This is a genomic window from Neisseria sicca (assembly GCF_003044565.1).
In the GTDB taxonomy this organism is placed as follows: Bacteria; Pseudomonadota; Gammaproteobacteria; order Burkholderiales; family Neisseriaceae; genus Neisseria; species Neisseria sicca_A.
The window spans coordinates 29,262-50,595 of the sequence record NZ_POXG01000002.1 but is presented as its reverse complement, the minus strand read 5'-3'; the positions used below and the strand labels follow the sequence as shown (position 1 = coordinate 50,595).

The window sequence follows — 21,334 nt, the reverse complement described above, 5'->3', positions numbered from 1 at the left end:
GGCCGAAAGGATTCATCATGACGACATCTACCAAGCCTTATCTGATTCGAGCTTTGTACGAATGGTGTACAGACAACAATGAAACGCCGCACATTGTCGCATGGGTAAACGAACATACCCGCGTTCCCATGCAGTATGTTCGTGAAAATGAGATTGTCCTCAATATCGGACCGACTGCCAGCCATAATCTGAATATCGACAACGATTGGATCAGCTTCTCGGCTCGGTTTGGTGGCGTAGCGCACGATATTTGGATTCCGGTCGGACACGTTATCAGCCTGTTTGCCCGAGAAAGCGGCGAAGGCATGGGATTCGAAGTCGAACCTTATGAACCTTCCGATAAAGAACAACCGGAACAGGAAACTGAAAGCAAACAAGAAACCGATGCGGCGGCAAAATCCGGCAAGGTGTTGAAGTTTGTGAAATAGGTTGGAAATGTAAAAGGTCGTCGGAAATTAAGTTTTCAGACGACCTTTTTATATTGATAGGAAGGGCGGAGTATTTCAAAAGCGTACTCTAGTTGAGCAAGTTTATGCTTTCAGACGACCTCTCGGAGATTTCAGGTAAACATTGATTTAATCCGATATAATTTATTCCATTCAATACTTTCTATCCGATAGGAGAAACTCATGTACCGTCCTACCGTCCGCTTCACATTGGGCGAAGCCGCCGCCACCACGCCTTATCAAAGCAAAGTCGGCGGTAAGCCCTACTTGCCAAAAAACGCCGAATACCCGTATCACGCAGAGAAAAATCATCCGTTGACCTTGGTGGCGCAAATCAACTTTGCCGAAGTGCCGCTGTTGCCTGGTTTCCCTGAACGCGGCATCTTGCAAGTTTTTGTTGATGGGCTGGATTACGGCTTAGGCTACGACTTTGAAAACCTGTCGGAACAAACCGGTTGGCGTATCATGTACTATCCCGAACTGTTGCCCGAGAGCGAATTGCAAACCGATTTTTCCGCTTATCAGGCAACCGATTCTGAATGTCTGCCGTTTTCCGGTGAATTTCCGCTGATTTTCCAAGCGGCAAGTGAAGAAGAGGAGGATGAAGATTTCAATAAATTTCAAGGACATAAAATTGGCGGTTCTCCGATTTTTCTTCAGGGCGACCCGTTTATTGAGTATGACGAAAAAGCCGATTTTGACGATCCTGCTACCATCACTTATTCCGACTGGCGCAAATACATCCTGCTGCTGCAATTAGACACTGATATCAATGAAAAAGACCACCGTACCGGAAAACTGATGTGGGGCGATTCTGGCGTAGCGAATTTCTTCATTACGCCCGAAGATTTGGCTAAACGTGATTTCAGCCGTTTGGCATTTGTGTTTGATTGTTGCTGAATGTCCAATCAATCAAGTTTTGTGACGTTCCCAAACGAAAAGGTCGTCTGAAATTAAGTTTTCAGACGACCTTTTTAGTGTGTCAAACCGCTGTTAGGAAACCACTTCGCCTTGGGCGCGTTGTTTGTCGATGCTGCGGTTGATGTGCCATTGTTGGGCGATGGTCAGGAGGTTGTTGACTACCCAGTAAAGTACCAAACCGGCAGGGAAGAAGAAGAACATGGCTGAGAAAACCAGTGGCATGACTTTCATCATTTTTGCCTGCATCGGGTCGGTCGGCGGCGGGTTGAGGAATGTTTGGGCAAACATCGTTACCGCCATAATTACGGGCAGGATGTAGTAGGGGTCGGAGCGGCTAAGGTCGGTAATCCAGCCCAGCCAAGGAGCTTGACGCAATTCTACGGAGGCGAACAATGCCCAGTACAAGCCGATGAAGACGGGGATTTGCAACAACATAGGCAGACAGCCGCCCAGTGGGTTGATTTTTTCGTCTTTGTAAAGCTGCATCATGGCTTGCTGTTGCGCTATACGGTCGTCGCCGTATTTCTCTTTGATGGCTTGCAGTTTGGGCGCGGCGGCGCGCATTTTTGCCATCGAGCGGTAGGACGCGTTGGTCAGCGGGTAGAGTACGGCTTTGACGATGATGGTCAAAACGACGATTGCCCAGCCCCAGTTGCCGATGATGTTGTGCAGTTGGTTCAGAAGCCAGAAGAGCGGCGATGCGAACCAGTGTACTTTGCCGTAGTCTTTTGCCAGTTGCAGGTTGTCGGCGATGTTTGCGATGACGGATGTGGTCTGCGGGCCGGCGTAGAGGTTGATGGAGGCTTCGGCTTTCGCGCCATTTTGGATGGCGGCAAGGGGAACGCTGACGCTGGCGCTGTAGAGGTTGTCGTTGCGGCGTTTGATGTCGATACGGCAGTCGCCTGCGGCGCAAACGCTTTGTCCGCCTTTAGGCTGGAGGATCCAGGTGGACATGAAGTGGTGTTCAATCATGCCGAGCCAGCCGGTTTGGGTTTTGCGGGCGTATTCGGCTTCGTTTTTGCCTGATTTGGCATCGTCGTCCAAGTCGGAGAAGCTGACTTTTTGGAATTTGTCTTCAGGAGTGTAAACGACGGGGCCGACGAAAGAGCGGGTAAAGTAGCCTTGACCTTCGGGTTCGCTGTGGTCGCGTACGATGCGGTAGTCCGCGCTCAGGTTGGCGGGCTTGCCGCTGGTGTTGGTGATGTCGAAACGGACGTTGACGAGGTAGCTGTCTTTGGTAAAGGTATAGACTTTGTCGATTTTCAGTCCGTTTGTTTCAGGCGCGCTCAGGCGGACTTCGACTTTGTCGCCGTTGAGGCTGTATTCTTTTTGCGCTGCGGTAAAGTTGACGCCTTTCAGGATGTTGTTACCTTGTGCATCCAAAAGCTCGGATTGGGCGACGTAGGTGTATTCTTTGCTGTCGTTAAACAGGGTGAATGCTTTGTTTTCGTCGCCATTTGCTTTGTATTTGAGCAGGGTCATTTGACGCAGGTCGCCGCTTTTTTCGTCGATGACGGCTTTGACGGTGTCGGTCGTTACGGTAATCGGCGTTGCGGGGGCGAGTGCGGCTTCAGCGGCAGCGGTTGCTGCGGTTTGCTGCTGTTGCTGCGCGGCTTGTTGTGCCGGATTGGGTTTTGGGCTGGGGAAGAAATGTTCCCAGCCGGCAAAGATTGCCAGCGAGATGGCAAAAAATGCCACTAGTCTTTTAAAATCCATAAGAGATTCCTGGAATTGACGGGTATGTAATAGAGATGAAAACTGCTTCAGACGGCATTATATAGAAACCGACGGGAAATTAAAGGAAATCAAGTTATCCGAATGATTCGGATTACGGGACGGGGTCGTGTCCGTGTCCGCCGAAGGGGTGGCAGCGGGCGATGCGTTTGAGAGCAAGCCAGCCGCCTTTAAATGCGCCGTATTTTTTGACGGCTTCGACCGCATATTGCGAACAGGTCGGGGTATAGCGGCAGCGTGGCGGTATCAGCGGGCTGATGGCGTATTGGTAAAAACGTATCAGCGCGAGGATGAATTTGGACAATAGGGTATTCATCAGCGTTTGCGCATGAGTTGCGCCAATTGGTGTCGCGCTTCGACCGCGTTTTGCCGGTTGAATGCCAAACGGACGCGTACGACGAAATCATGCGGCGGCAGGCTGTTTTTGTTCAGTCTGAACCAATCGCGGATGACGCGCTTCATATAGTTGCGGTCATGCGCGCGTTTCGCTGTTTTTTTGCTGACGACCAAGCCGAGCCGCGGATGGTTCAATCCGTTGTCGGCAGATTGGGAAACTTGCAGCAAATCGCGGCTGCGCCGGTTTTTGAACGCAAAAACGGATGAAAAATCATCCGTTTTTAATAAGCGGTACTGCTTTCCGAAGCGGTAGTCCAAAATTACACTGCCAAGCGTTTGCGGCCTTTGGCGCGACGGGCTGCCAATACTGCGCGACCACCGCGAGTTTTGGAGCGAACCAGGAAGCCGTGGGTACGTTTGCGTTTGGTAACGGAAGGTTGATAAGTGCGTTTCATGATGTTTCCTAAAAAATCGGTAGATAAATAAACCGTGAATTACACTCTAATTTTCATCTTTTGTCAATCTCGGTTGAGTAAATGGATATGGCGCGCGGGGTGATTCGGTTTGCGGATTTGCGCGGCACTTTGTGGATAAAATTTCCGGCGGGTTGTGGATAAAGTTGGTCGGAGTGGGTATAATCGGCAATTCCTGTCCCTTTGCCGGGCGATAGGTCGTCTGAAAATGTTGATACGGATTTATCGTGATGATTTTCCGAAAATAATTTAATTGTATTTTCAGACGACGTTCGGTTTGGCGGATAGGGTTTGTGCGGTATTTGCGACACTTTTCCCCTCGGGCTGAAACCGCATTTTCAAGGGCTGCAATTTCCGACGGTTTTTCTCCGTTTCTTTCCAACGATTTCCACGACTCGAGCTTATTCATGACGCTAGCAGAATTTTGGCCGCAGTGCCTCCGCCGACTTCACGATATTTTGCCTGCCGGGCAGTTCGCGCAATGGATTGCGCCCTTGACGGTGGGCGAGGAAAACGGCGTGTGGGTGGTTTACGGTAAAAACCAATTTGCCTGCAATATGCTCAAAAGCCAGTTTGCCGCCAAAATTGAAGTGGTGCGTGCGGAATTGGCTCCGCTGCAAGCTGCTTTTGCGTTTAAGGCGGGTGCTGGGCAGCATTATGAAATGGCGGAAAATGCGGAGGCGGTTGCGTCCGAACACACCGCGTTGACGGAAGAAATGCCGAAAGCGGACGCGCAAGAATCTTTTTCGGACGAGACGTCGTCTGAAAATGCAGACAAGCCCTCCGTTGCGAAAACAGCGGCGGACATTTTGGCGCAGCGCATGAAAAATCTGCCGCACGAAAACAAGCATCCTGCCGCTGCGCCCGCAGAATCCAAAGTTGTTGCCAAAGCCAAAACGGAAGCGCAGCGCGATGCGGAAGAAGCGCGTTACGAGCAAACCAATCTGTCGCGCGACTACACATTCGATACCTTGGTCGAAGGTAAAGGCAACCGCCTTGCCGCAGCCGCCGCCCAAGCGATTGCGGAGAATCCGGGGCAGGGTTACAACCCGTTTTTCCTGTACGGCAGCACGGGTTTGGGTAAAACCCACTTGGTGCAGGCCATCGGCAACGAACTGCTGAAAAACCGTCCTGATGCCAAAGTGCGCTATATGCATTCAGACGACTATATCCGCAGCTTTATGAAGGCGGTGCGCAACAACACTTACGATGTGTTCAAGCAGCAATACAAACAATACGACCTGCTGATTATCGACGACATCCAGTTCATCAAAGGCAAAGACCGTACGATGGAAGAATTCTTCTATCTGTACAACCATTTCCACAACGAGAAAAAACAGCTCATTCTCACTTGCGACGTGTTGCCTGCCAAAATTGAAGGCATGGATGATCGCCTCAAATCGCGTTTTTCATGGGGTTTGACTTTGGAACTTGAGCCGCCCGAGCTGGAAATGCGCGTGGCGATTTTGCAGAAAAAGGCAGAAGCGGCAGGCATCAGCATTGAAGACGAGGCCGCATTGTTTGTTGCCAACCTGATTCGTTCCAACGTGCGCGAACTGGAAGGCGCGTTCAACCGCGTCAGCGCAAGCAGCCGTTTTATGAATCGTCCCGTTATCGACATGGATTTGGCGCGCACGGCTTTGCAGGACATCATCGCCGAAAAACACAAAATCATTACCGCCGACACCATCATCGACGCGACTGCCAAATATTACCGTATTAAAATCAGCGATATACTTGGTAAAAAGCGCACGCGCAACATTGCCCGTCCGCGTCAAGTCGCCATGAGCCTGACCAAAGAGCTGACCACCCTCAGCCTGCCGTCCATCGGCGATGCGTTCGGCGGACGCGACCACACGACCGTCATGCACGGCGTGAAAGCCGTAGCAAAACTGCGCGAAGAAGATCCCGAATTGGCGCAAGATTACGAAAAACTCCTGATTCTGATTCAAAACTGAGTCAGAACCGGCTTTCAGACGACCCCTCTCTTAAAAGGTCGTCTGAAAACGCAAATACACTTTGATTTTAACGGCGACGCATTATTCATCGCGCACGCCGAACCCGATTCAAAAACACCCGAAATAACCGATTCAAAAGGAATTGACCATGCTGATTTTACAAGCCGACCGCGACAGTCTGCTCAAGCCGCTGCAAGCCGTTACCGGTATCGTCGAACGCCGCCATACCCTGCCCATCCTTTCTAACGTCTTGCTCGAAAGCAAAGACGGTCAAACCAAACTTTTGGCGACCGACTTGGAAATCCAAATCAACACAGCCGGCCCGGAAAGTCAGGCGGGCGATTTCCGCATCACCACCAACGCCAAAAAATTCCAAGACATCCTGCGCGCTTTGCCCGACAGCGCCATCGTTTCGCTAGACTGGGCAGACAACCGCCTGACCCTGCGTGCAGGCAAATCACGCTTCGCCCTGCAAACTCTGCCTGCCGAAGACTTCCCGCTGATGAGCGTCGGCGAAGACATCAGCGCCGCGTTTTCCCTGTCGCAAGAAACCTTCAAAACCATGCTTTCGCAAGTCCAATACAGCATGGCAGTGCAAGACATCCGCTACTACCTCAACGGCTTGCTGATGCAGGTTGAAGGTAACCAACTGCGCCTCGTTGCCACCGACGGTCACCGCCTTGCCTACGCCGCCAGCCAAATCGAAGCCGAATTGCCAAAAACCGAAGTCATCCTGCCGCGCAAAACCGTTTTGGAACTCTTCAAACTGCTGAACAACCCGTCCGAACCCATCAGCGTCGAATTGCTCAACAACCAAGTACGCTTCCAATGCAACGGTACGACCATCGTCAGCAAAGTCATCGACGGTAAATTCCCCGATTTCAACCGCGTCATCCCGCTGGACAACGACAAAATCTTCCTCGTTTCCCGTACCCAACTTTTGGGCGCGCTTGAACGTGCCGCCATCCTTGCCAACGAAAAATTCCGCGGCGCGCGCCTGTTCCTGCAACCAGGCCTCTTGAGTGTCGTGTGCAGCAACAACGAGCAGGAAGAAGCCCGCGAAGAACTCGAGATCGCCTACCAAGGCGGCGAACTCGAAGTCGGTTTCAACATCGGCTATCTGATGGACGTGTTGCGCAACATCCATTCCGACGATATGCAGCTTGCCTTCGGCGATGCCAACCGCTCGACCTTGTTTACCGTGCCGAATAATCCGAACTTCAAATACATCGTCATGCCGATGCGCATCTGATGCGGCAGTTGTTTTGAAATCGGTAAAAGGTCGTCTGAATAATTGGAAAGTTTAAGGTTATGAATTTTTTTAGAAAAACTATCTTTTTTCTGGTTGTTTTATCGATCTTGGCTGCCTGCGGGTCGTTTGTCTCGCAATATGTTTTGGGGATGGATCCCTGCGTTTTGTGTATTTTGCAGCGTTTGTCGGTTTTGGCGGTCGGGTTGGTGGCTTTGGCAGCAGCCTTTTCCCGTCAGGCTTCTAAGTTGAGCAGGCTGTTTAGCGCCTTGTTGGTCAGTGTGCCAGCGGTGTATGGCGCGGGCGTTGCTGCCTATCAATTGTGGCTGCAAAGCCTGCCGCCCGGCAGTGCGCCGTCCTGCGGGGCGCCGTGGACTTTCCGTTTAAAAGACTGGCCGCTGTTTGACTGGTTTGAACCGATTGTGCGTGGCTTTGGCGATTGTGCCGTGCCGGACTATCTGCTGGGCATTGCATTGCCGTACTGGAGCATCGCCTATTTCGGTTTTGTAATTGTATTGGTGTGGTTCGCCTGGTTTAAAACCAAATAACAGTAAAGATGAAAAGGTCGTCTGAAAACCGAAAATATGGTTTTCAGACGACCTTTGTTGTATTTGGTAACTATATGTTCCCGTTGTATAATCACGGGTTTGCAATTCAATAATAAACATACAGGAACCGCCATGACAGAATCCATCACCCGCGACAGTATGCAATACGATGTCGTGATTGTCGGCGCAGGCCCGTCGGGTTTGTCCGCCGCCATCAAACTCAAGCAGCTTGCCGAAAAAAACGGGCGCGAAATCAGCGTTTGCGTGGTGGAGAAGGGTTCGGAGGCGGGCGCGCATTCGCTGGCGGGGGCGGTCATTGATCCGATTGCGCTGAATGAGCTGATTCCCGACTGGAAAGAAAAAGGCGCGCCGCTGACGCGTGCGGTAACGCAGGACAAAGTGTTGTTCCTGACGGAGAAAAAGGCGTTCAATCTGCCGGTTACTCCCAATTTCGACAATCATGGCAACTACATCGTCAGCTTGGGCGAAGTCGTGCGCTGGTTGGCGGAGCAGGCGGAAAATATGGGCGTGGAAATCTATCCGGGCTTTGCCGCTGCCGAAGTGCTGTATCACGAAGATGGTTCGGTCAAAGGCATTGCGACCGGCAATATGGGTATCGGCAAAGACGGCGAGCCGACCGACAGTTTCCAGCCCGGCATGGAGCTTTGGGCGCAGCAAACCTTGTTTGCCGAAGGTTGCCGCGGTTCGCTTTCCAAACAAGTCATCGAACGTTTCCAACTCGACCAAAACAGCCAGCCGCAAACTTACGGCTTGGGCATCAAAGAGATTTGGGAAGTGTCGTCTGAAAAACATCAGCCCGGTTTGGTGGTACACAGCGCGGGCTGGCCGCTCGACAGTCAAACCTACGGCGGCGCGTTTGTTTACCATTTCGACGACAACAAAGTCGCCGTCGGCTTTGTGGTCGGTTTGGATTATCAAAATCCTTATCTGTCGCCGTTTGAAGAGTTCCAACGTTTCAAAACCCATCCCGAAATCCGTAAAACCTTCGAAGGCGGCCGCCGCATTGCTTACGGCGCGCGTTCGCTGATTGAAGGCGGTCTGCAAAGCCTGCCGAAGCTCTCGTTCAAGGGTGGCGTTTTAATCGGCGATGCGGCGGGTTTCCTCAATATGCCGCGCATCAAAGGCATTCATACCGCGATGAAATCCGCCATGCTCGCCGCCGAAGCAGTGTTCCCCTTGTTGGAAAACCTTGAAGAAGCGGAGGGTTTCGACAGCGGCAAAGAAGCGGCGGATTATCAGCAACGTTTCGAAAAAAGCTGGCTGTATCAAGAGCTTTACGCCGCGCGTAATGTCCGTCCGTCATTCAAATGGGGCGTTTACCTCGGCTCAATCTATACCGGCATCGATCAGATGATTTTCAGAGGCAAAGCTCCGTGGACCTTGAAACATCACGGCAAAGACAACGAGCAGCTCAAAAAAGCCGCCGCGTGCAAGCCGATTGATTATCCGAAACCCGACGGTGTATTGACCTTCGACCGCTTAAGCAGCGTCTTCCTCGCCAATCTCGCGCACGAAGAAAACCAGCCCGACCATTTGGTGCTGAAAAATCCGCAAACGATGATAGACGTGAACTACAAAGAATACGCCTCGCCCGAAACGCGGTATTGTCCGGCTGGTGTGTACGAAATCGTTGAAGAAAACGGTAGTCCGCACCTGCAAATCAACGCCGCCAACTGCGTCCACTGCAAAACGTGCGACATCAAAGACCCGACGCAAAACATCACTTGGATTTGCCCCGAAGGCGCGAGTGGACCGAATTACGCTGGGATGTAGTTTTCGGCGGTAACTTTGGCTAAGTTGGTCAAACATTTGCCACGTCGGATAAAGAAAGGTCGTCTGAAAATCTTGGTTTAAGGTTTTCAGACGACCTTTTGGGTTTTTCAGGGAACGGGCGTTAACAGAATTCAGCTGTGCTTTTAAAGGCGCATTTTGTCTTAGCCGTAACGCCGCTGGAAATCGCTCATAAAGTCCGCCAAAGCCTGTACGCCTTCGAGCGGCATGGCGTTGTAGATGCTGGCGCGCATACCGCCGACGGTTTTGTAGCCTTTAAGCAGGCACAAGCCTTGCAGTTCGGCTTCGAGGACGAAGCGGCGGTCGAGTTCGGTTGAGGCGGTTTGGAAGACGACGTTCATTTTCGATCGGGCATCGGGGCGGATTCGGTTGACGTAGAAGCTGCCGCTGCCGTCGATGGCATCGTAAAGCGTTTGGGCTTTGATGTTGTTGACGGCTTCGATTTTCTTCACGCCGCCTTGTGTCAGCAGCCAGCGGAACACTAAACCTGACATATAAATGGCGTAGGTTGACGGGGTGTTGTACATGCCGTCGCGGTTGATGTGCGAGCGGTAGTTGAAGACGTCGGGAATGCTGTCGGGGCAGCGGTCGAGCAGGTCTTCTCGGATGATGACGACGGTTGCGCCGGCAGGACCGATATTTTTTTGCGCGCCCGCGTAAATCAGCCCGTAGTCGGAAACGTCAAATTCGCGCGAGAGGATTTCGCTGGACATATCGCAAACGAGCGGCGGCAGGTCGTTTGAAAGTTTGGGAACGGTTTGGTATTGCAGGCCGTTGACGGTTTCGTTGATGGCGAAGTGGACGAAGGCGGAGTTTTTGTCTATGTCCCAAGTTTCGACGGGTGGCAGGGCGGTATAGTCGAATTGTTCGCCGCCGTGCGCCGCTAGTCGGATTTCGGCATCGGTAAGGCGGCTCATTTGTTCGTAAGCAATGCGGCTCCAGTTGCCCGTTACCACTGCGTCGGCGGACGGGAATCCATGCGCCAGATTCATCGCAACCATGTTGAATTGCGTGGTCGCGCCGCCTTGCAAGAACAGGATTTTGTAGTTGGAAGGAATGTTCAGCAGCGTGCGCAGGTCTTGTTCGGCGTGATGGAGGATACTGAGGAACATTTCCGAGCGGTGACTCATCGCCATGACGGGGAAGCCTGTGCCGTTGTAGTCGAGCATTTCTTGCTGCGCGGTACGCAATACGGCTTCAGGCAGGACGGCGGGACCTGCGGAAAAGTTGTAGATGGGGCGGGCGGACATGGCGAGGCCTTTTTGTTTCGATGATAACAGCTTTGGATTTTAGAATGACGGCGTGCTTCGTGCAAGCCGTACGGAAGGAAAATGGGGTCGTCTGAAAAAGAAAGGTTGAAAATAATATGATGATTATCAAGGGGTAAGTTTGAGCAGTTATTTTTCAGACGACTGTTTTTGTCAACAATGTTAAGTTTTAATTTATGCAATCCGACATATTCATTCTATGAGGTCGTCTGAAAAAAGCCGCGATAAATCAACGCTTTTCTTTTGAGTGGAAAGCGGTTATAATAAGCCAATTTTTCAACTCCGACGAAAAATGGCCACTGGGCCATTTTTTTGTTTATGTACTCAGGGAGATTCATGGATATTCAAACAATTCTCGAAAAAACCCTGCCGGGTTTGGGCTACGAACTGGTCGATTTCGAGCTGACCGCGCAAGGCACGCTGCGTGTTTTTATCGATAAAGAAGGCGGTATTACCGTCGAAGACTGCGCGACTGTCAGCAATCATTTGAGCCGCGTGTTCATGGTAGAAGACATCGATTATAAAAATCTGGAAATTTCCAGCCCCGGCCTTGACCGGCCGCTGAAAAAAGCCGCCGATTTCGTGCGCTTTGCAGGACAGCAGGCAAAAATCAAAACCCGCCTGCCGGTTGACGGACAAAAGAACTTTATCGGCTGCATCGAGGATTGTGAAAATGATACCGTAACGCTCTCTTTCGACGGCAAAACCGCGCAAATCGGCTTGGATAATATCGATAAAGCCCGCCTGCGCCCCGAATTTAAATTTTAAAACTTGATATTGGAGATTCTAAAAAATGAGTCGCGAAATGTTGCAACTTGCCGAAGCGTTGGCAAGCGAGAAAAACGTTGAAGCGGAAGTGGTGTTCCAAGCATTGGAATTCGCCCTTTCTACCGCAGCCAAGAAAAAAGCCGACCGCGAGCATATGGACGTGCGCGTCGAAATCGACCGCGATACCGGCGAATACCATACTTTCCGCCGCTGGCTGATTGTTGCCGACGAGGATTACACCTATCCCGACCTGGAAAAGACCATCGAAGAAATCCAAGAAGAAATTCCGGATACCAACATTCAAATCGGCGACTACTACGAAGAAACGCTGCCGAACGAAGGTTTTGGCCGCCAAGCCGCGCAAACTGCCAAACAAATCATCCTGCAACGCATCCGCGATGCGGAGCGCGAGCAAAATCTGAACGAGTTTCTCGCCGTTAAGGAAGACATTGTTTCCGGTACGGTAAAACGCGTGGAACGTCACGGCATCATCGTCGAAGTCGTTCCGGGCAAACTGGACGCGCTGATTCCGCGCGAACAAATGATTCCGCGCGAAAACTTCCGCGGCGGCGACCGTATCCGCGCGCTGTTTTTGCGTGTGGACGAAATCGGCAACACCGGCCGCAAACAAGTTATCCTCAGCCGTACTTCGGGCGATTTCCTCGCGAAGCTGTACGAAATGGAAGTACCTGAAATTGCAGACGGCTTGTTGGAAATCCGCGAAGTGGCACGCGACCCGGGCCAACGTGCGAAAGTGGCGGTCAAAGCCAACGACCAACGCATCGACCCGCAAGGCACTTGTATCGGCGTGCGCGGCTCTCGTGTGAATGCCGTCAGCAACGAATTGGCAGGCGAGCGCATTGATGTGGTGTTGTGGTCGTCTGAAACTGCCGAGTTCGTGATGAACGCGCTGTCTCCTGCCGAAGTCAGCCGCATTGTGATTGACGATGACAAACATGCGGTTGACGTGATCGTTGCCGAAGACCAGCTTGCGCTTGCTATCGGTCGCGGTGGTCAAAACGTGCGCTTGGCATCCGACCTGACAGGTTGGCAGTTGAACATCATGACTGTCGAAGAAGCGGACGAACGCACCGCCGCCGAAGACGCAGCCATCCGCGACCTCTTCACCGCGCATCTGAATATCGACGACGAAACCGCCGATATTTTGGTTGAAGAAGGTTTTGCCACGCTGGAAGAAGTCGCTTACGTTCCGGCTGCCGAATTGCTCGCCATCGAAGGCTTTGACGAAGAGATCGTCGAAACCCTGCGCAACCGCGCCCGCGATGCGATTCTGACCATGGCTATTGCGTCCGAAGAGAAGCTGGAAGAGGTTTCAGACGACATGCGCAATTTGGACGGCGTAGATTCCGACATGCTCCGCAAACTGGCGGAGGCCGGCGTAACCACCCGCGACGATTTGGCGGAACTGGCCGTTGACGAACTGATTGAAATAACCGGTGTAGATGAAGAAGCGGCGAAAAAAGTGATTCTTGCCGCCCGCGAACACTGGTTTACCGAAGAGAACTAATGGGGGTACAGATGAGTAACACAACCGTAGAACAATTTGCCGCCGAACTGAAACGCCCCGTCGATGATTTGTTGAAACAACTGAAAGAAGCCGGCGTCAATAAAAACAGCGGCAGCGATTCCCTGACGCTGGACGACAAGCAACTGCTGAACGCCTATCTGAAAAAGAAAAACGGCAATGACGGTGGAACCATCAGCATCCGCCGCAAAAAAACCGAAGTCAGCACCGTCGGCGGCGTCAAAGTCGAACGCAAACGCGGCCGCGCCGTAACGATTCCTTCGCCGGAAGAGCTTGCCGCCGAAGCCAAAGCCAAAGCAGTAGCTGAGGCGCAAAAAGCCGAGCAGGCAGAAGCGAAAGACCAAGCCGCAGAACAGGCGAAAGCCGAAGCTGAGGCCGCCGCCCGTGCCGAAGCGCGCGCGAAAGCCGAAGCGGAAGCTGCGAAGTTGAAGGCTGCCAAAGCAGCAAAAGCCGAGCCGAAAGTCAAAGCGGAAGAAGCGAAACCTGTTGAAGCGGCTGAAAAACCTGCCGACGTGAAAGCAGCTGAAAGCAAAGCCGACGACAAACCGGCAGAACCTGCTGCACAAGCAGTTCAGGCTGAAGAAAAACCTGCCCAAAGGTCGTCTGAAAAACCTGCCGAAGGCAAAGCCAAGCCTAAACAAGACAAAGGTAATAAAGGCAAAGACGCGAAAAAAGCAGCCAAACCTGCTGCCCCTGCCGCTCCGCAACCTGTGGTCAGCGCGGAAGAGCAAGCGCAACGCGATGAAGAAGCGCGCCGTGCCGCCGCTTTGCGCGCCCATCAAGAAGCATTGTTGAAAGAAAAACAAGAGCGTCAGGCGCGCCGCGAAGCCATGAAACAACAGGCGGATCAGCAAGCCAAGCCCGCAGCCGAAGCCAAAGCTGCCGAGCAGCGCAAGCCTGCCGAAAAAGCCAAAACCGCATCGGCAGAAGGCAAAGCCACCAATCCTGCCCGTGCGAAAAAAGAAGACCGCCACAACCGCGACGATGACACCCAAGGCCGCAACGCCAAAGGTAAAGGCGGTAAAGGCGGACGCGACCGCAATGCCCGCAACGGCGACGACGAGCGCGTACGCGGCGGCAAGAAAGGCAAAAAGCTGAAACTCGAGCCGAACCAACATGCTTTCCAAGCGCCGACCGAACCTGTCGTACACGAAGTCTTGGTTCCCGAAACCATTACCGTGGCCGACTTGGCGCACAAAATGGCAGTCAAAGGCGTGGAAGTGGTCAAAGCCCTGATGAAAATGGGCATGATGGTTACCATCAACCAATCCATCGACCAAGACACCGCCCTGATTGTGGTGGAAGAACTCGGCCACATCGGCAAACCTGCCGCCGCCGACGATCCCGAAGCATTCTTGGATGAAGGCGCAGAAGCAGCGGAAGCTGAAGCTCTGCCGCGTCCGCCGGTGGTTACCGTCATGGGTCACGTCGACCACGGTAAAACCTCGCTGCTGGACTACATCCGCCGCGCCAAAGTGGTACAAGGCGAAGCGGGCGGCATTACCCAGCACATCGGTGCATATCACGTTGAAACCCCGCGCGGTGTGATTACCTTCTTGGATACTCCGGGTCACGAAGCGTTCACCGCCATGCGCGCGCGCGGTGCGAAAGCAACCGACATCGTGATTCTCGTGGTTGCCGCCGACGACGGCGTGATGCCGCAAACCATTGAAGCCATTGCCCACGCTAAAGCAGCGGGCGTGCCTATGGTGGTTGCCGTGAACAAAATCGATAAAGAAGCCGCCAACCCTGAGCGTATCCGCCAAGAGTTGACTGCGCACGAAGTCGTGCCGGATGAATGGGGCGGTGATGTGCAATTTATCGACGTATCCGCCAAAAAAGGCATCAATATCGACGCATTGCTCGAAGCCGTATTGCTCGAAGCCGAGGTATTGGAACTGACCGCCCCTGTCGATGCGCCTGCGAAAGGCATCATCGTCGAAGCCCGTCTGGACAAAGGACGCGGCGCGGTCGCCACCCTCTTGGTGCAAAGCGGTACGCTGAAAAAAGGCGATATGCTGCTTGCCGGTACCGCGTTCGGTAAAATCCGTGCGATGGTTGATGAAAACGGTAAAGCCGTCAACGAAGCAGGCCCGTCTATTCCGGTTGAAATCCTCGGCTTGTCCGACGTGCCGAACGCCGGTGAGGACGCGATGGTGTTGGCGGACGAGAAAAAAGCACGCGAAATCGCGCTCTTCCGTCAAGGCAAATACCGCGACGTTCGCCTTGCCAAACAGCAGGCGGCGAAGCTGGAAAATATGTTCAACAACATGGGCGAAAACCAAGCTCAATCCTTGTCAGTCATCATCAAAGCAGACGTACAAGGTTCTTACGAAGCTTTGGCGGGCAGCCTGAAAAAACTGTCCACCGACGAAGTGAAAGTGAACGTATTGCACAGCGGCGTGGGCGGCATTACTGAATCGGATGTCAACCTTGCCATCGCTTCAGGCGCGTTCATCATCGGCTTTAACGTGCGTGCAGATGCTTCTTCGCGCAAACTTGCCGAAAATGAAAACGTGGAAATCCGCTACTACAACATCATTTACGATGCCATTGACGACGTTAAAGCAGCCATGAGCGGCATGCTGGCGCCGGAAGAGAAAGAGCAGATTACCGGTATGGTCGAAATCCGTCAGGTCATCAGTGTATCCAAAGTCGGCAACATCGCAGGCTGTATGGTTACCGACGGCGTGGTCAAACGCGATTCCCATATCCGCCTTATCCGCAACAACGTGGTCATCCATACCGGCGAACTGTCTTCTTTGAAACGCTACAAAGACGACGTCAAAGAAGTCCGCATGGGCTTCGAATGTGGCTTAATGATCAAAGGCTACAACGAAATTATGGAAGGCGACCAATTGGAATGCTTCGACATTGTCGAAGTTGCCCGCTCGCTGTAATTCTTTGTTCTTAAATAAAAGGTCGTCTGAAAACCATGAAAAGTGGTTTTCAGACGACCTTTTTTAATTTTATAGCGGGATAAGTTTACAGTTGCCTGGCTTTATCTTAGTTTGAACTTATAGTGGATTAACTTTAAACCAGTACGGCGTTGCCTCGCCTTGTCGTACTATTTGTACTGTCTGCGGCTTCGTCGACTTGTCCTGATTTAAATTTAATCCACTATAACTTATCATAGACGGCAAACAAGTTAATCAATTGAAATATAAATTCCGATTGAATAATTTTTTGGTAAAAGGTTAGAACTTGTTGATATTAAAGCAGTCTAAAAATATCGCGCAGTTCGGCTGCGGATAACGATTCAATTAATAAATTACGATACTTTAATCTGGTTATTTATCCCATTTCCACGGATAGGCAACCGTCAGCTCACGGAAAAAATAATATCATGGATGCAAAACAAGTCTTTCGCACTATCGTTTCTGAAGAATCTGTCGCACACTCCGCGTCTTTGGAAAGGTCGTCTGAACCTAAGGTTTCCCAAGGAACAAAAAACAATGATGTCTATTATGTTACCCATACCGCAGACAGTATTGCGGAAAAGGTAAATGAAGGACAGGATACGGTTTACAGCAATGTCAGCTATACCTTGCCGAACAATGTTGAAAATTTAGTTTTGACCGGTTCGGACAATATTTATGGCGCGGGCAACAATTCAGATAATGTGCTGGTCGGCAACCGCGGCAACAACCGCCTGTATAGCGGACGCGGCAATGATATCGTTTACGGAGGCGCAGGCAACGACAACATCAACGGCGGGGAAGGTAATGACCAACTGTTCGGTGACGAGGGTAACGATATCCTAGACGGCGCGGCAGGAAACGATGTTTTACAAGGCGGGGAAGGCAACGATACCTATCTGTTTGGCGAGAAAAGCGGCAAAGATACGGTAATCGACCGCCAAGGCAGCAACAGCATCCGCTTTTTGGACGATCTCAGTGTAGAAGATTTGACCGTTACCGCCGTGCGCAATGCCGAAGGCGGACAGGACTGGCGTATCGCCGTGAAACACACACAATCCGTCCTGACCATTTCCAATCAATATCAAGAAGGCAGCAATATGCCTTCCGTTCAACGGTTTGTTTTCGCAAACGGCACATTAAACCTCAACCAATTCATCAAAGCCACCCAAGCGCAAGTAGAAATACGCGACAATGCAGGCGAACGTATTGAAGGCACGGATGGAAACGACGCGCTGAACGGCACCGTCGGCAACGACGTCATCGACGGCAAAGCAGGCGCGGACATGATGCGCGGCGGCATCGGAGACGATACTTACTATGTGGATAACGCAAAAGATGTTGTCGTTGAGAATAGCGGCGAAGGCAATGATACCGTGATCAGCAGCGTTTCTTATACCGCCTCAACCCACGTTGAAAACGTTACCCTGACCGGCAACGCCAATATCTACGCGGCAGGCAACAACAGCAATAACACCCTGACCGGCAACGACGGACACAACCGACTCAACAGCGGCCGCGGCAACGATACCGTTTACGGCATGGGCGGCAACGACAACATTAACGGCGGCGACGGCAATGACTATTTGGACGGCGGCGATGGCAACGACACCATCAACGGCGACGCAGGCGACGACACTTTAATCGGAGGAGCAGGCAAAGATATGTTGAAAGGCGGAACAGGCAACGACACCTATATTTACGGCAGCGACGATACGATTATCGACAATCAAGGCAACAATACCCTGAAGTTTTCAGACGACCTCCGTGTCAGCGACATCAAAGTAAACGTCATCAACAATGCCGACGGCAGCAAAAACTGGGAAATCACATCCGCCAACGGCTCGGCAACCATTCAAAACCAAGTTGACGCCCAAGGACATATTTCCATCAACCAATTCCAATTCCTCGGCGAAAACTATACAGCCGAAACCCTGCTCAAAGCCGTCAACACCGGAAAAGCCGACCAAGGCATCAAAAATGAAGGCACACCGAACGACGATGTGATTGTCGGCAGCAAGTTTAATGACGAATTAAGCTCCGGCACAGACGGCAGGGACGTGATCTACGGCATGGACGGCGACGACATCATCCGAGACGAAGGCACCAGCTACTGGGGCAACGAATGGTCTTCAGACGACAAACTGTACGGCGGCAACGGTAATGACAAACTGTATGCGCGGGTCGGAGCCGATTACCTAGACGGCGGCGCAGGCGACGACTATCTGGAAGGCGGCGATGGGCGCGATACCTATGTCTTCGGCAAAGGATACGGACACGACACCATTTTCGACTTCGGTTTCGATATCGACGAAGAATTCAATCCTACCTCCATCAGCAACGCCGTAAAATTTACCGGCGGTTTGACACTGGATGACTTAAGCATTTCCGTTACCCAGGGCTACGATAAAAACGGCATCGACTATATGCCCGAACCCTACGACTTCGTCACTGTGCCTCGTCTGAACGGCAACACATGGACCGTTTCTATCAAAGGCAGCAACGACGTATTGACGATTAAAAACCAAATGGGTTCGCAAGGCGCCATATCCGAGTTTCAATTCGACAACGGCACATACAGCACGGAACAAATCATCGAACATTTCGGTTTGAAAGTATCCCATGTCCGCAAAGACGGCACGATTATTCAATACCTGAATGACGACACCGATACCTTTGAACAACGGCTGTACGAAGGCTCCAACCGCATTATTCACGGCACCGACAACGGCGATACCGTCAGCGTTTCAGGCAACTACGGCGGCAAAACCACCTTTATCGGCGGCAGCGGCGACGATACCGTCAAAGTCGGACACGACAGCACCATTGATGCCGGCGCAGGCAATGACACCATTTCCGGCGGCAGCTATGCCAATACGATTACCTTCGGCAAAGGCAGCGGGCATGACAAATTGTCACTGAACGCAAGTGGCGAGGACAATACCGTATTGTTCTCAGGCAATCTGACGCTGAAAGACATCGATTTGGAAATCAATAAAGCAGGAAACAACAAAGAGAACTGGGTGCTCAAACTCAAAGGCAGCGACGACACCCTGACCGTCTTGGATGCCGTCCACTCCTCAGATGGCGGCGATACCGTAGACGCGTTCAAGTTTGCCGCTTCAGGCGAAACATACAACATGTCGCAATTCCTGACCGCTTTGGGACACGATACCGCCCATCAAGGCGTTTTGTAAGCTTCACAAAGCAATACGGCAGCATTGTCGATTGATTTGTTTTTTCAGACGACCCTTGAAGGCTTAGGGGTCGTCTGAAGCTTTATTGTGTAACGATAGACTATAAAATGGGAACAGCCCGTCTGATTTTGACTGGGTTGTTTGGGGAACAGGGTAAAGTAAGAATATGATTGATGTTCAAAAATAAGGAATAAACCGATGAAGCATATATTATTAATAGCTGCCATGATTTTAAGCAGTTTCGCGAACGCAAACGAAATGAGCAATCCTTGTGTCTATCATCCCGACTTGCCGGGTTGCGCGGGAGGTAATGCTCCTATGAGACAAACAAGGCAAGTGATTAATATCCCTGATCGCTGGGGCGCTATTTATTTAAATAGTGCTAATTTGGCTATCGGGTATTCTGAAAATAACACCAAGGGTGAAGAATTTGCAAGACAAGAGGCTTTAGCAAATTGTATCAAGGCAGGTGGGGGTAAGAATCCAATTGGACGTAACGGGAAAGGGTGCGATCTGATGACCCAAAATCGTAATTCTTGTAGTGCTATTGCCATAGGAGGTGTAGTTGGAGATGGTGGTGCTGCTGGACATAGTGATTCTTCTTTAAAAAGAGCAGAGGAAGAAGCTATCGCTAAATGTAGTAATTTCACGACGCATAAGTGTACCATCCGCTATTCAGGCTGTTCCCGCCATCCCGACTACCTTCGTTACTAAATGAATTTTCAGACGACCCCAAATATTCAAAGGTCGTCTGAAAACTTATTTTGCAGCGATAAGGTCGAAAGCAATGCCGAGTTATGCGGCAGGGTTTTGAGAGAAATGAATAGTGGAAAAGATTAAGAGGTATAAAGATGAAGAAGATATTTTTGATGTTGTTGGCAATGCAGGTTAGCCACTTTGTTTTAGCCGACGGATTGAATGCTATTAACGATCCTGTAATGAATCCTTGTATTCAAAGACCGGACTTGGCGGGGTGTAGCGGTAATAACCAGTCAGGAGGGCAGGCACGTCGGGTTATCAATATTCCTAATCGTTGGGGGGCGATTTATTACAATGCAGCAAACCGTGCAGTAGGGCATTCTGAAAACAATACCAAAGGCTACCGTTCTGCTAATAAAGAAGCCTTGCAAAACTGTATTAAAGCTGGAGGAGGTCAAGACCCGAAAGATGAAAATGGTGAAGGATGTGGTTTGATGACCGAATATCGCAATGCCTGTGGAGCGATTGCATTGGGTGGAAAAAATCGAGGAGCTGCACGGAGTGCTGTTTTATTGGAAGATGCGGAACAACAAGCTATTGCTGCTTGTGAGAAAGGTCGTTCTTATAAATGCACGATCTATTATTCAGGCTGTTCCCGCCATCCTGATTACCGTTATTAAGTGATTTTATTTTTCAGACGACCTCTAAATGCTAAAAGGTCGTCTGAAAACTTATTTTGCAGCGATAGGGTCGAAAGCGATGCTGAGTTATGCGGCAGGGTTTTGAGAGAAACGAATAGCGGAAAAGATTAAGAGGTATAAAGATGAAGAAGATGTTTTTGATGTTGTTGGCAATGCAGATTAGCCCCTTTGTTTTAGCCGACGGATTGAATGCGATTAACGATCCTGTAATGAATCCTTGTATTCAAAGACCGGACTTGGCGGGGTGTAGTGGTAATAATCAGTCAGGAGGGCAGGCACGTCGGATATATAAAGTGCCGAACCGTTGGGGAGCGATTTACTTTAATCCCGTCAATCGTGCGGTGGGTTATTCGGAAAATAATACCGAAGGCGAAAGATCTGCCCGTCGAGAGGCATTGGCAAGTTGTATTAAAGCCGGTGGCGGTCAAAATCCGATTGCTCGTGATGGTAAAGGCTGTCGAGTAATGAATGAGTTTCGTAATACTTGTTCAGCGTTTGCAGTGGGTGGTAAGGAAGAAGGTAAAGGTGGTCTAGGGTGGAGTAGTAATGCTTATGTAAAAAAAGCGGAAGCAGAAGCACTTGAATATTGCAGAGAACATTCCAATGAATGTGTTATCCGTTATTCAGGCTGTTCGCGCCATCCTGATTACCGTTATTAAGTGATTTTATTTTTCAGACGACCCCAAATGTTCAAAGGTCGTCTGAAAACTTATTTTGCAGCGATAGGGTCAAAAACGATGCCGGGTTATGCGGCAGGGTT

At 51.1% G+C, this 21,334-nt stretch carries 19 protein-coding genes and 1 pseudogene; 13 read left to right on the top strand and 7 right to left on the bottom strand.

From position 1 onward, the window contains the following. The first annotated feature begins 17 nt into the window (after window positions 1-17). Together DBZ16_RS04780 and DBZ16_RS04775 are read left to right on the top strand one after the other, a co-directional pair. The gene (locus DBZ16_RS04780; protein ID WP_107813160.1) at window positions 18-428 is read left to right on the top strand and encodes a ClpXP protease specificity-enhancing factor; all 411 of its coding nucleotides are present in this window, start codon (window positions 18-20) and stop codon (window positions 426-428) included. 201 nt (window positions 429-629) lie between these two features. Further along, window positions 630-1,346, top strand: coding sequence for a YwqG family protein (locus DBZ16_RS04775; RefSeq protein WP_107813159.1), 717 nt, complete (start codon window positions 630-632; stop codon window positions 1,344-1,346). 93 nt (window positions 1,347-1,439) lie between these two features. Here the strand turns inward: DBZ16_RS04775 and yidC are convergent, their stop codons facing one another. The 5 genes from yidC to DBZ16_RS04750 all read right to left on the bottom strand — a co-directional run bounded on the left by yidC (window position 1,440) and on the right by DBZ16_RS04750 (window position 4,319). Beyond that, window positions 1,440-3,083 (bottom strand): membrane protein insertase YidC, encoded by a 1,644-nt coding sequence (gene yidC, locus DBZ16_RS04770; RefSeq protein ID WP_107813158.1) that lies wholly within the window; start codon window positions 3,081-3,083, stop codon window positions 1,440-1,442. A gap of 112 nt (window positions 3,084-3,195) precedes the next feature. Continuing rightward, window positions 3,196-3,417: a membrane protein insertion efficiency factor YidD gene (yidD, locus tag DBZ16_RS04765; protein ID WP_003762642.1), complete on the bottom strand. Its 222-nt coding sequence runs from the start codon at window positions 3,415-3,417 to the stop codon at window positions 3,196-3,198. Next, window positions 3,417-3,755: a ribonuclease P protein component gene (gene rnpA, locus DBZ16_RS04760; protein ID WP_107813157.1), complete on the bottom strand. Its 339-nt coding sequence runs from the start codon at window positions 3,753-3,755 to the stop codon at window positions 3,417-3,419. The genes yidD and rnpA overlap by 1 nt, the downstream gene beginning before the upstream one ends. Before the next feature lie 2 nt (window positions 3,756-3,757). Then, complete coding sequence (gene rpmH / locus DBZ16_RS04755; RefSeq protein WP_002214728.1) at window positions 3,758-3,892, bottom strand: 50S ribosomal protein L34; 135 nt, start codon at window positions 3,890-3,892, stop codon at window positions 3,758-3,760. 46 nt (window positions 3,893-3,938) lie between these two features. Next, window positions 3,939-4,319: a hypothetical protein gene (locus DBZ16_RS04750; RefSeq protein ID WP_159070300.1), complete on the bottom strand. Its 381-nt coding sequence runs from the start codon at window positions 4,317-4,319 to the stop codon at window positions 3,939-3,941. Between DBZ16_RS04750 and dnaA the strand changes: the two genes are divergently transcribed. The 4 genes from dnaA (at window position 4,318) to DBZ16_RS04725 (ending at window position 9,459) form a co-directional block, all read left to right on the top strand. After that, window positions 4,318-5,868, top strand: coding sequence for a chromosomal replication initiator protein DnaA (dnaA, locus tag DBZ16_RS04745; protein ID WP_107813155.1), 1,551 nt, complete (start codon window positions 4,318-4,320; stop codon window positions 5,866-5,868). The two genes, DBZ16_RS04750 and dnaA, sit on opposite strands and share 2 nt — an antisense overlap. Before the next feature lie 148 nt (window positions 5,869-6,016). Further along, window positions 6,017-7,120, top strand: coding sequence for a DNA polymerase III subunit beta (gene dnaN, locus DBZ16_RS04740; RefSeq protein WP_003758101.1), 1,104 nt, complete (start codon window positions 6,017-6,019; stop codon window positions 7,118-7,120). A gap of 59 nt (window positions 7,121-7,179) precedes the next feature. Continuing rightward, window positions 7,180-7,665, top strand: coding sequence for a disulfide bond formation protein B (locus tag DBZ16_RS04735; protein WP_070870308.1), 486 nt, complete (start codon window positions 7,180-7,182; stop codon window positions 7,663-7,665). A 132-nt stretch (window positions 7,666-7,797) separates the two neighbouring features. Then, window positions 7,798-9,459 carry an electron transfer flavoprotein-ubiquinone oxidoreductase gene (locus DBZ16_RS04725; RefSeq protein WP_107813154.1) on the top strand — a complete coding sequence of 554 codons (1,662 nt, stop codon included), beginning with the start codon at window positions 7,798-7,800 and terminating at the stop codon, window positions 9,457-9,459. Window positions 9,460-9,620: 161 nt separating this feature from the next. Here the strand turns inward: DBZ16_RS04725 and serC are convergent, their stop codons facing one another. Beyond that, a complete protein-coding gene (serC, locus tag DBZ16_RS04720) occupies window positions 9,621-10,727 on the bottom strand; it encodes a phosphoserine transaminase (RefSeq protein WP_107813153.1) in 1,107 nt (368 codons plus the stop codon). A 354-nt stretch (window positions 10,728-11,081) separates the two neighbouring features. Between serC and rimP the strand changes: the two genes are divergently transcribed. From rimP to infB, 3 genes are read left to right on the top strand one after another with little or no spacing between them, the layout of a single operon-like run. Then, window positions 11,082-11,513 (top strand): ribosome maturation factor RimP, encoded by a 432-nt coding sequence (rimP, locus tag DBZ16_RS04715; RefSeq protein WP_167390263.1) that lies wholly within the window; start codon window positions 11,082-11,084, stop codon window positions 11,511-11,513. A gap of 25 nt (window positions 11,514-11,538) precedes the next feature. After that, window positions 11,539-13,041 carry a transcription termination factor NusA gene (gene nusA / locus DBZ16_RS04710; protein ID WP_107813151.1) on the top strand — a complete coding sequence of 501 codons (1,503 nt, stop codon included), beginning with the start codon at window positions 11,539-11,541 and terminating at the stop codon, window positions 13,039-13,041. A gap of 11 nt (window positions 13,042-13,052) precedes the next feature. Further along, window positions 13,053-15,959: a translation initiation factor IF-2 gene (infB, locus tag DBZ16_RS04705; protein WP_107813463.1), complete on the top strand. Its 2,907-nt coding sequence runs from the start codon at window positions 13,053-13,055 to the stop codon at window positions 15,957-15,959. Window positions 15,960-16,079: 120 nt separating this feature from the next. Here infB and DBZ16_RS16690 read toward each other — a convergent pair. Then, window positions 16,080-16,196 (bottom strand): annotated as a pseudogene (locus tag DBZ16_RS16690) (IS5/IS1182 family transposase); the annotation flags it as partial. A 209-nt stretch (window positions 16,197-16,405) separates the two neighbouring features. Between DBZ16_RS16690 and DBZ16_RS04700 the strand changes: the two are divergent. The 4 genes from DBZ16_RS04700 (at window position 16,406) to DBZ16_RS04680 (ending at window position 21,233) form a co-directional block, all read left to right on the top strand. Continuing rightward, window positions 16,406-19,174 carry a calcium-binding protein gene (locus DBZ16_RS04700; RefSeq protein WP_107813150.1) on the top strand — a complete coding sequence of 923 codons (2,769 nt, stop codon included), beginning with the start codon at window positions 16,406-16,408 and terminating at the stop codon, window positions 19,172-19,174. 198 nt (window positions 19,175-19,372) lie between these two features. Next, a complete protein-coding gene (locus tag DBZ16_RS04690; protein WP_107813148.1) occupies window positions 19,373-19,888 on the top strand; it encodes a DUF4189 domain-containing protein in 516 nt (171 codons plus the stop codon). A gap of 137 nt (window positions 19,889-20,025) precedes the next feature. Next, entirely contained in the window at window positions 20,026-20,553 is a 528-nt protein-coding gene (locus DBZ16_RS04685; protein WP_107813147.1) for a DUF4189 domain-containing protein, read from the top strand. Window positions 20,554-20,696: 143 nt separating this feature from the next. Beyond that, window positions 20,697-21,233 (top strand): DUF4189 domain-containing protein, encoded by a 537-nt coding sequence (locus tag DBZ16_RS04680; protein WP_107813146.1) that lies wholly within the window; start codon window positions 20,697-20,699, stop codon window positions 21,231-21,233. The last annotated feature ends 101 nt before the right edge of the window (window positions 21,234-21,334 follow it).

Excerpts from the sequence above, each read along its gene's own strand:
- DBZ16_RS04780 (WP_107813160.1), top strand. The coding sequence starts at position 18 with ATGACGACATCTACCAAGCCTTATCTGATTCGAGCTTTGTACGAATGG.
- DBZ16_RS04775 (WP_107813159.1), top strand. The coding sequence starts at position 630 with ATGTACCGTCCTACCGTCCGCTTCACATTGGGCGAAGCCGCCGCCACC.
- yidC (WP_107813158.1), bottom strand. The coding sequence starts at position 3,083 with ATGGATTTTAAAAGACTAGTGGCATTTTTTGCCATCTCGCTGGCAATC.
- yidD (WP_003762642.1), bottom strand. The coding sequence starts at position 3,417 with ATGAATACCCTATTGTCCAAATTCATCCTCGCGCTGATACGTTTTTAC.
- rpmH (WP_002214728.1), bottom strand. The coding sequence starts at position 3,892 with ATGAAACGCACTTATCAACCTTCCGTTACCAAACGCAAACGTACCCAC.
- dnaA (WP_107813155.1), top strand. The coding sequence starts at position 4,318 with ATGACGCTAGCAGAATTTTGGCCGCAGTGCCTCCGCCGACTTCACGAT.
- DBZ16_RS04750 (WP_159070300.1), bottom strand. The coding sequence starts at position 4,319 with ATGAATAAGCTCGAGTCGTGGAAATCGTTGGAAAGAAACGGAGAAAAA.
- dnaN (WP_003758101.1), top strand. The coding sequence starts at position 6,017 with ATGCTGATTTTACAAGCCGACCGCGACAGTCTGCTCAAGCCGCTGCAA.
- DBZ16_RS04735 (WP_070870308.1), top strand. The coding sequence starts at position 7,180 with ATGAATTTTTTTAGAAAAACTATCTTTTTTCTGGTTGTTTTATCGATC.
- DBZ16_RS04725 (WP_107813154.1), top strand. The coding sequence starts at position 7,798 with ATGACAGAATCCATCACCCGCGACAGTATGCAATACGATGTCGTGATT.
- serC (WP_107813153.1), bottom strand. The coding sequence starts at position 10,727 with ATGTCCGCCCGCCCCATCTACAACTTTTCCGCAGGTCCCGCCGTCCTG.
- rimP (WP_167390263.1), top strand. The coding sequence starts at position 11,082 with ATGGATATTCAAACAATTCTCGAAAAAACCCTGCCGGGTTTGGGCTAC.
- nusA (WP_107813151.1), top strand. The coding sequence starts at position 11,539 with ATGAGTCGCGAAATGTTGCAACTTGCCGAAGCGTTGGCAAGCGAGAAA.
- infB (WP_107813463.1), top strand. The coding sequence starts at position 13,053 with ATGAGTAACACAACCGTAGAACAATTTGCCGCCGAACTGAAACGCCCC.
- DBZ16_RS04700 (WP_107813150.1), top strand. The coding sequence starts at position 16,406 with ATGGATGCAAAACAAGTCTTTCGCACTATCGTTTCTGAAGAATCTGTC.
- DBZ16_RS04690 (WP_107813148.1), top strand. The coding sequence starts at position 19,373 with ATGAAGCATATATTATTAATAGCTGCCATGATTTTAAGCAGTTTCGCG.
- DBZ16_RS04685 (WP_107813147.1), top strand. The coding sequence starts at position 20,026 with ATGAAGAAGATATTTTTGATGTTGTTGGCAATGCAGGTTAGCCACTTT.
- DBZ16_RS04680 (WP_107813146.1), top strand. The coding sequence starts at position 20,697 with ATGAAGAAGATGTTTTTGATGTTGTTGGCAATGCAGATTAGCCCCTTT.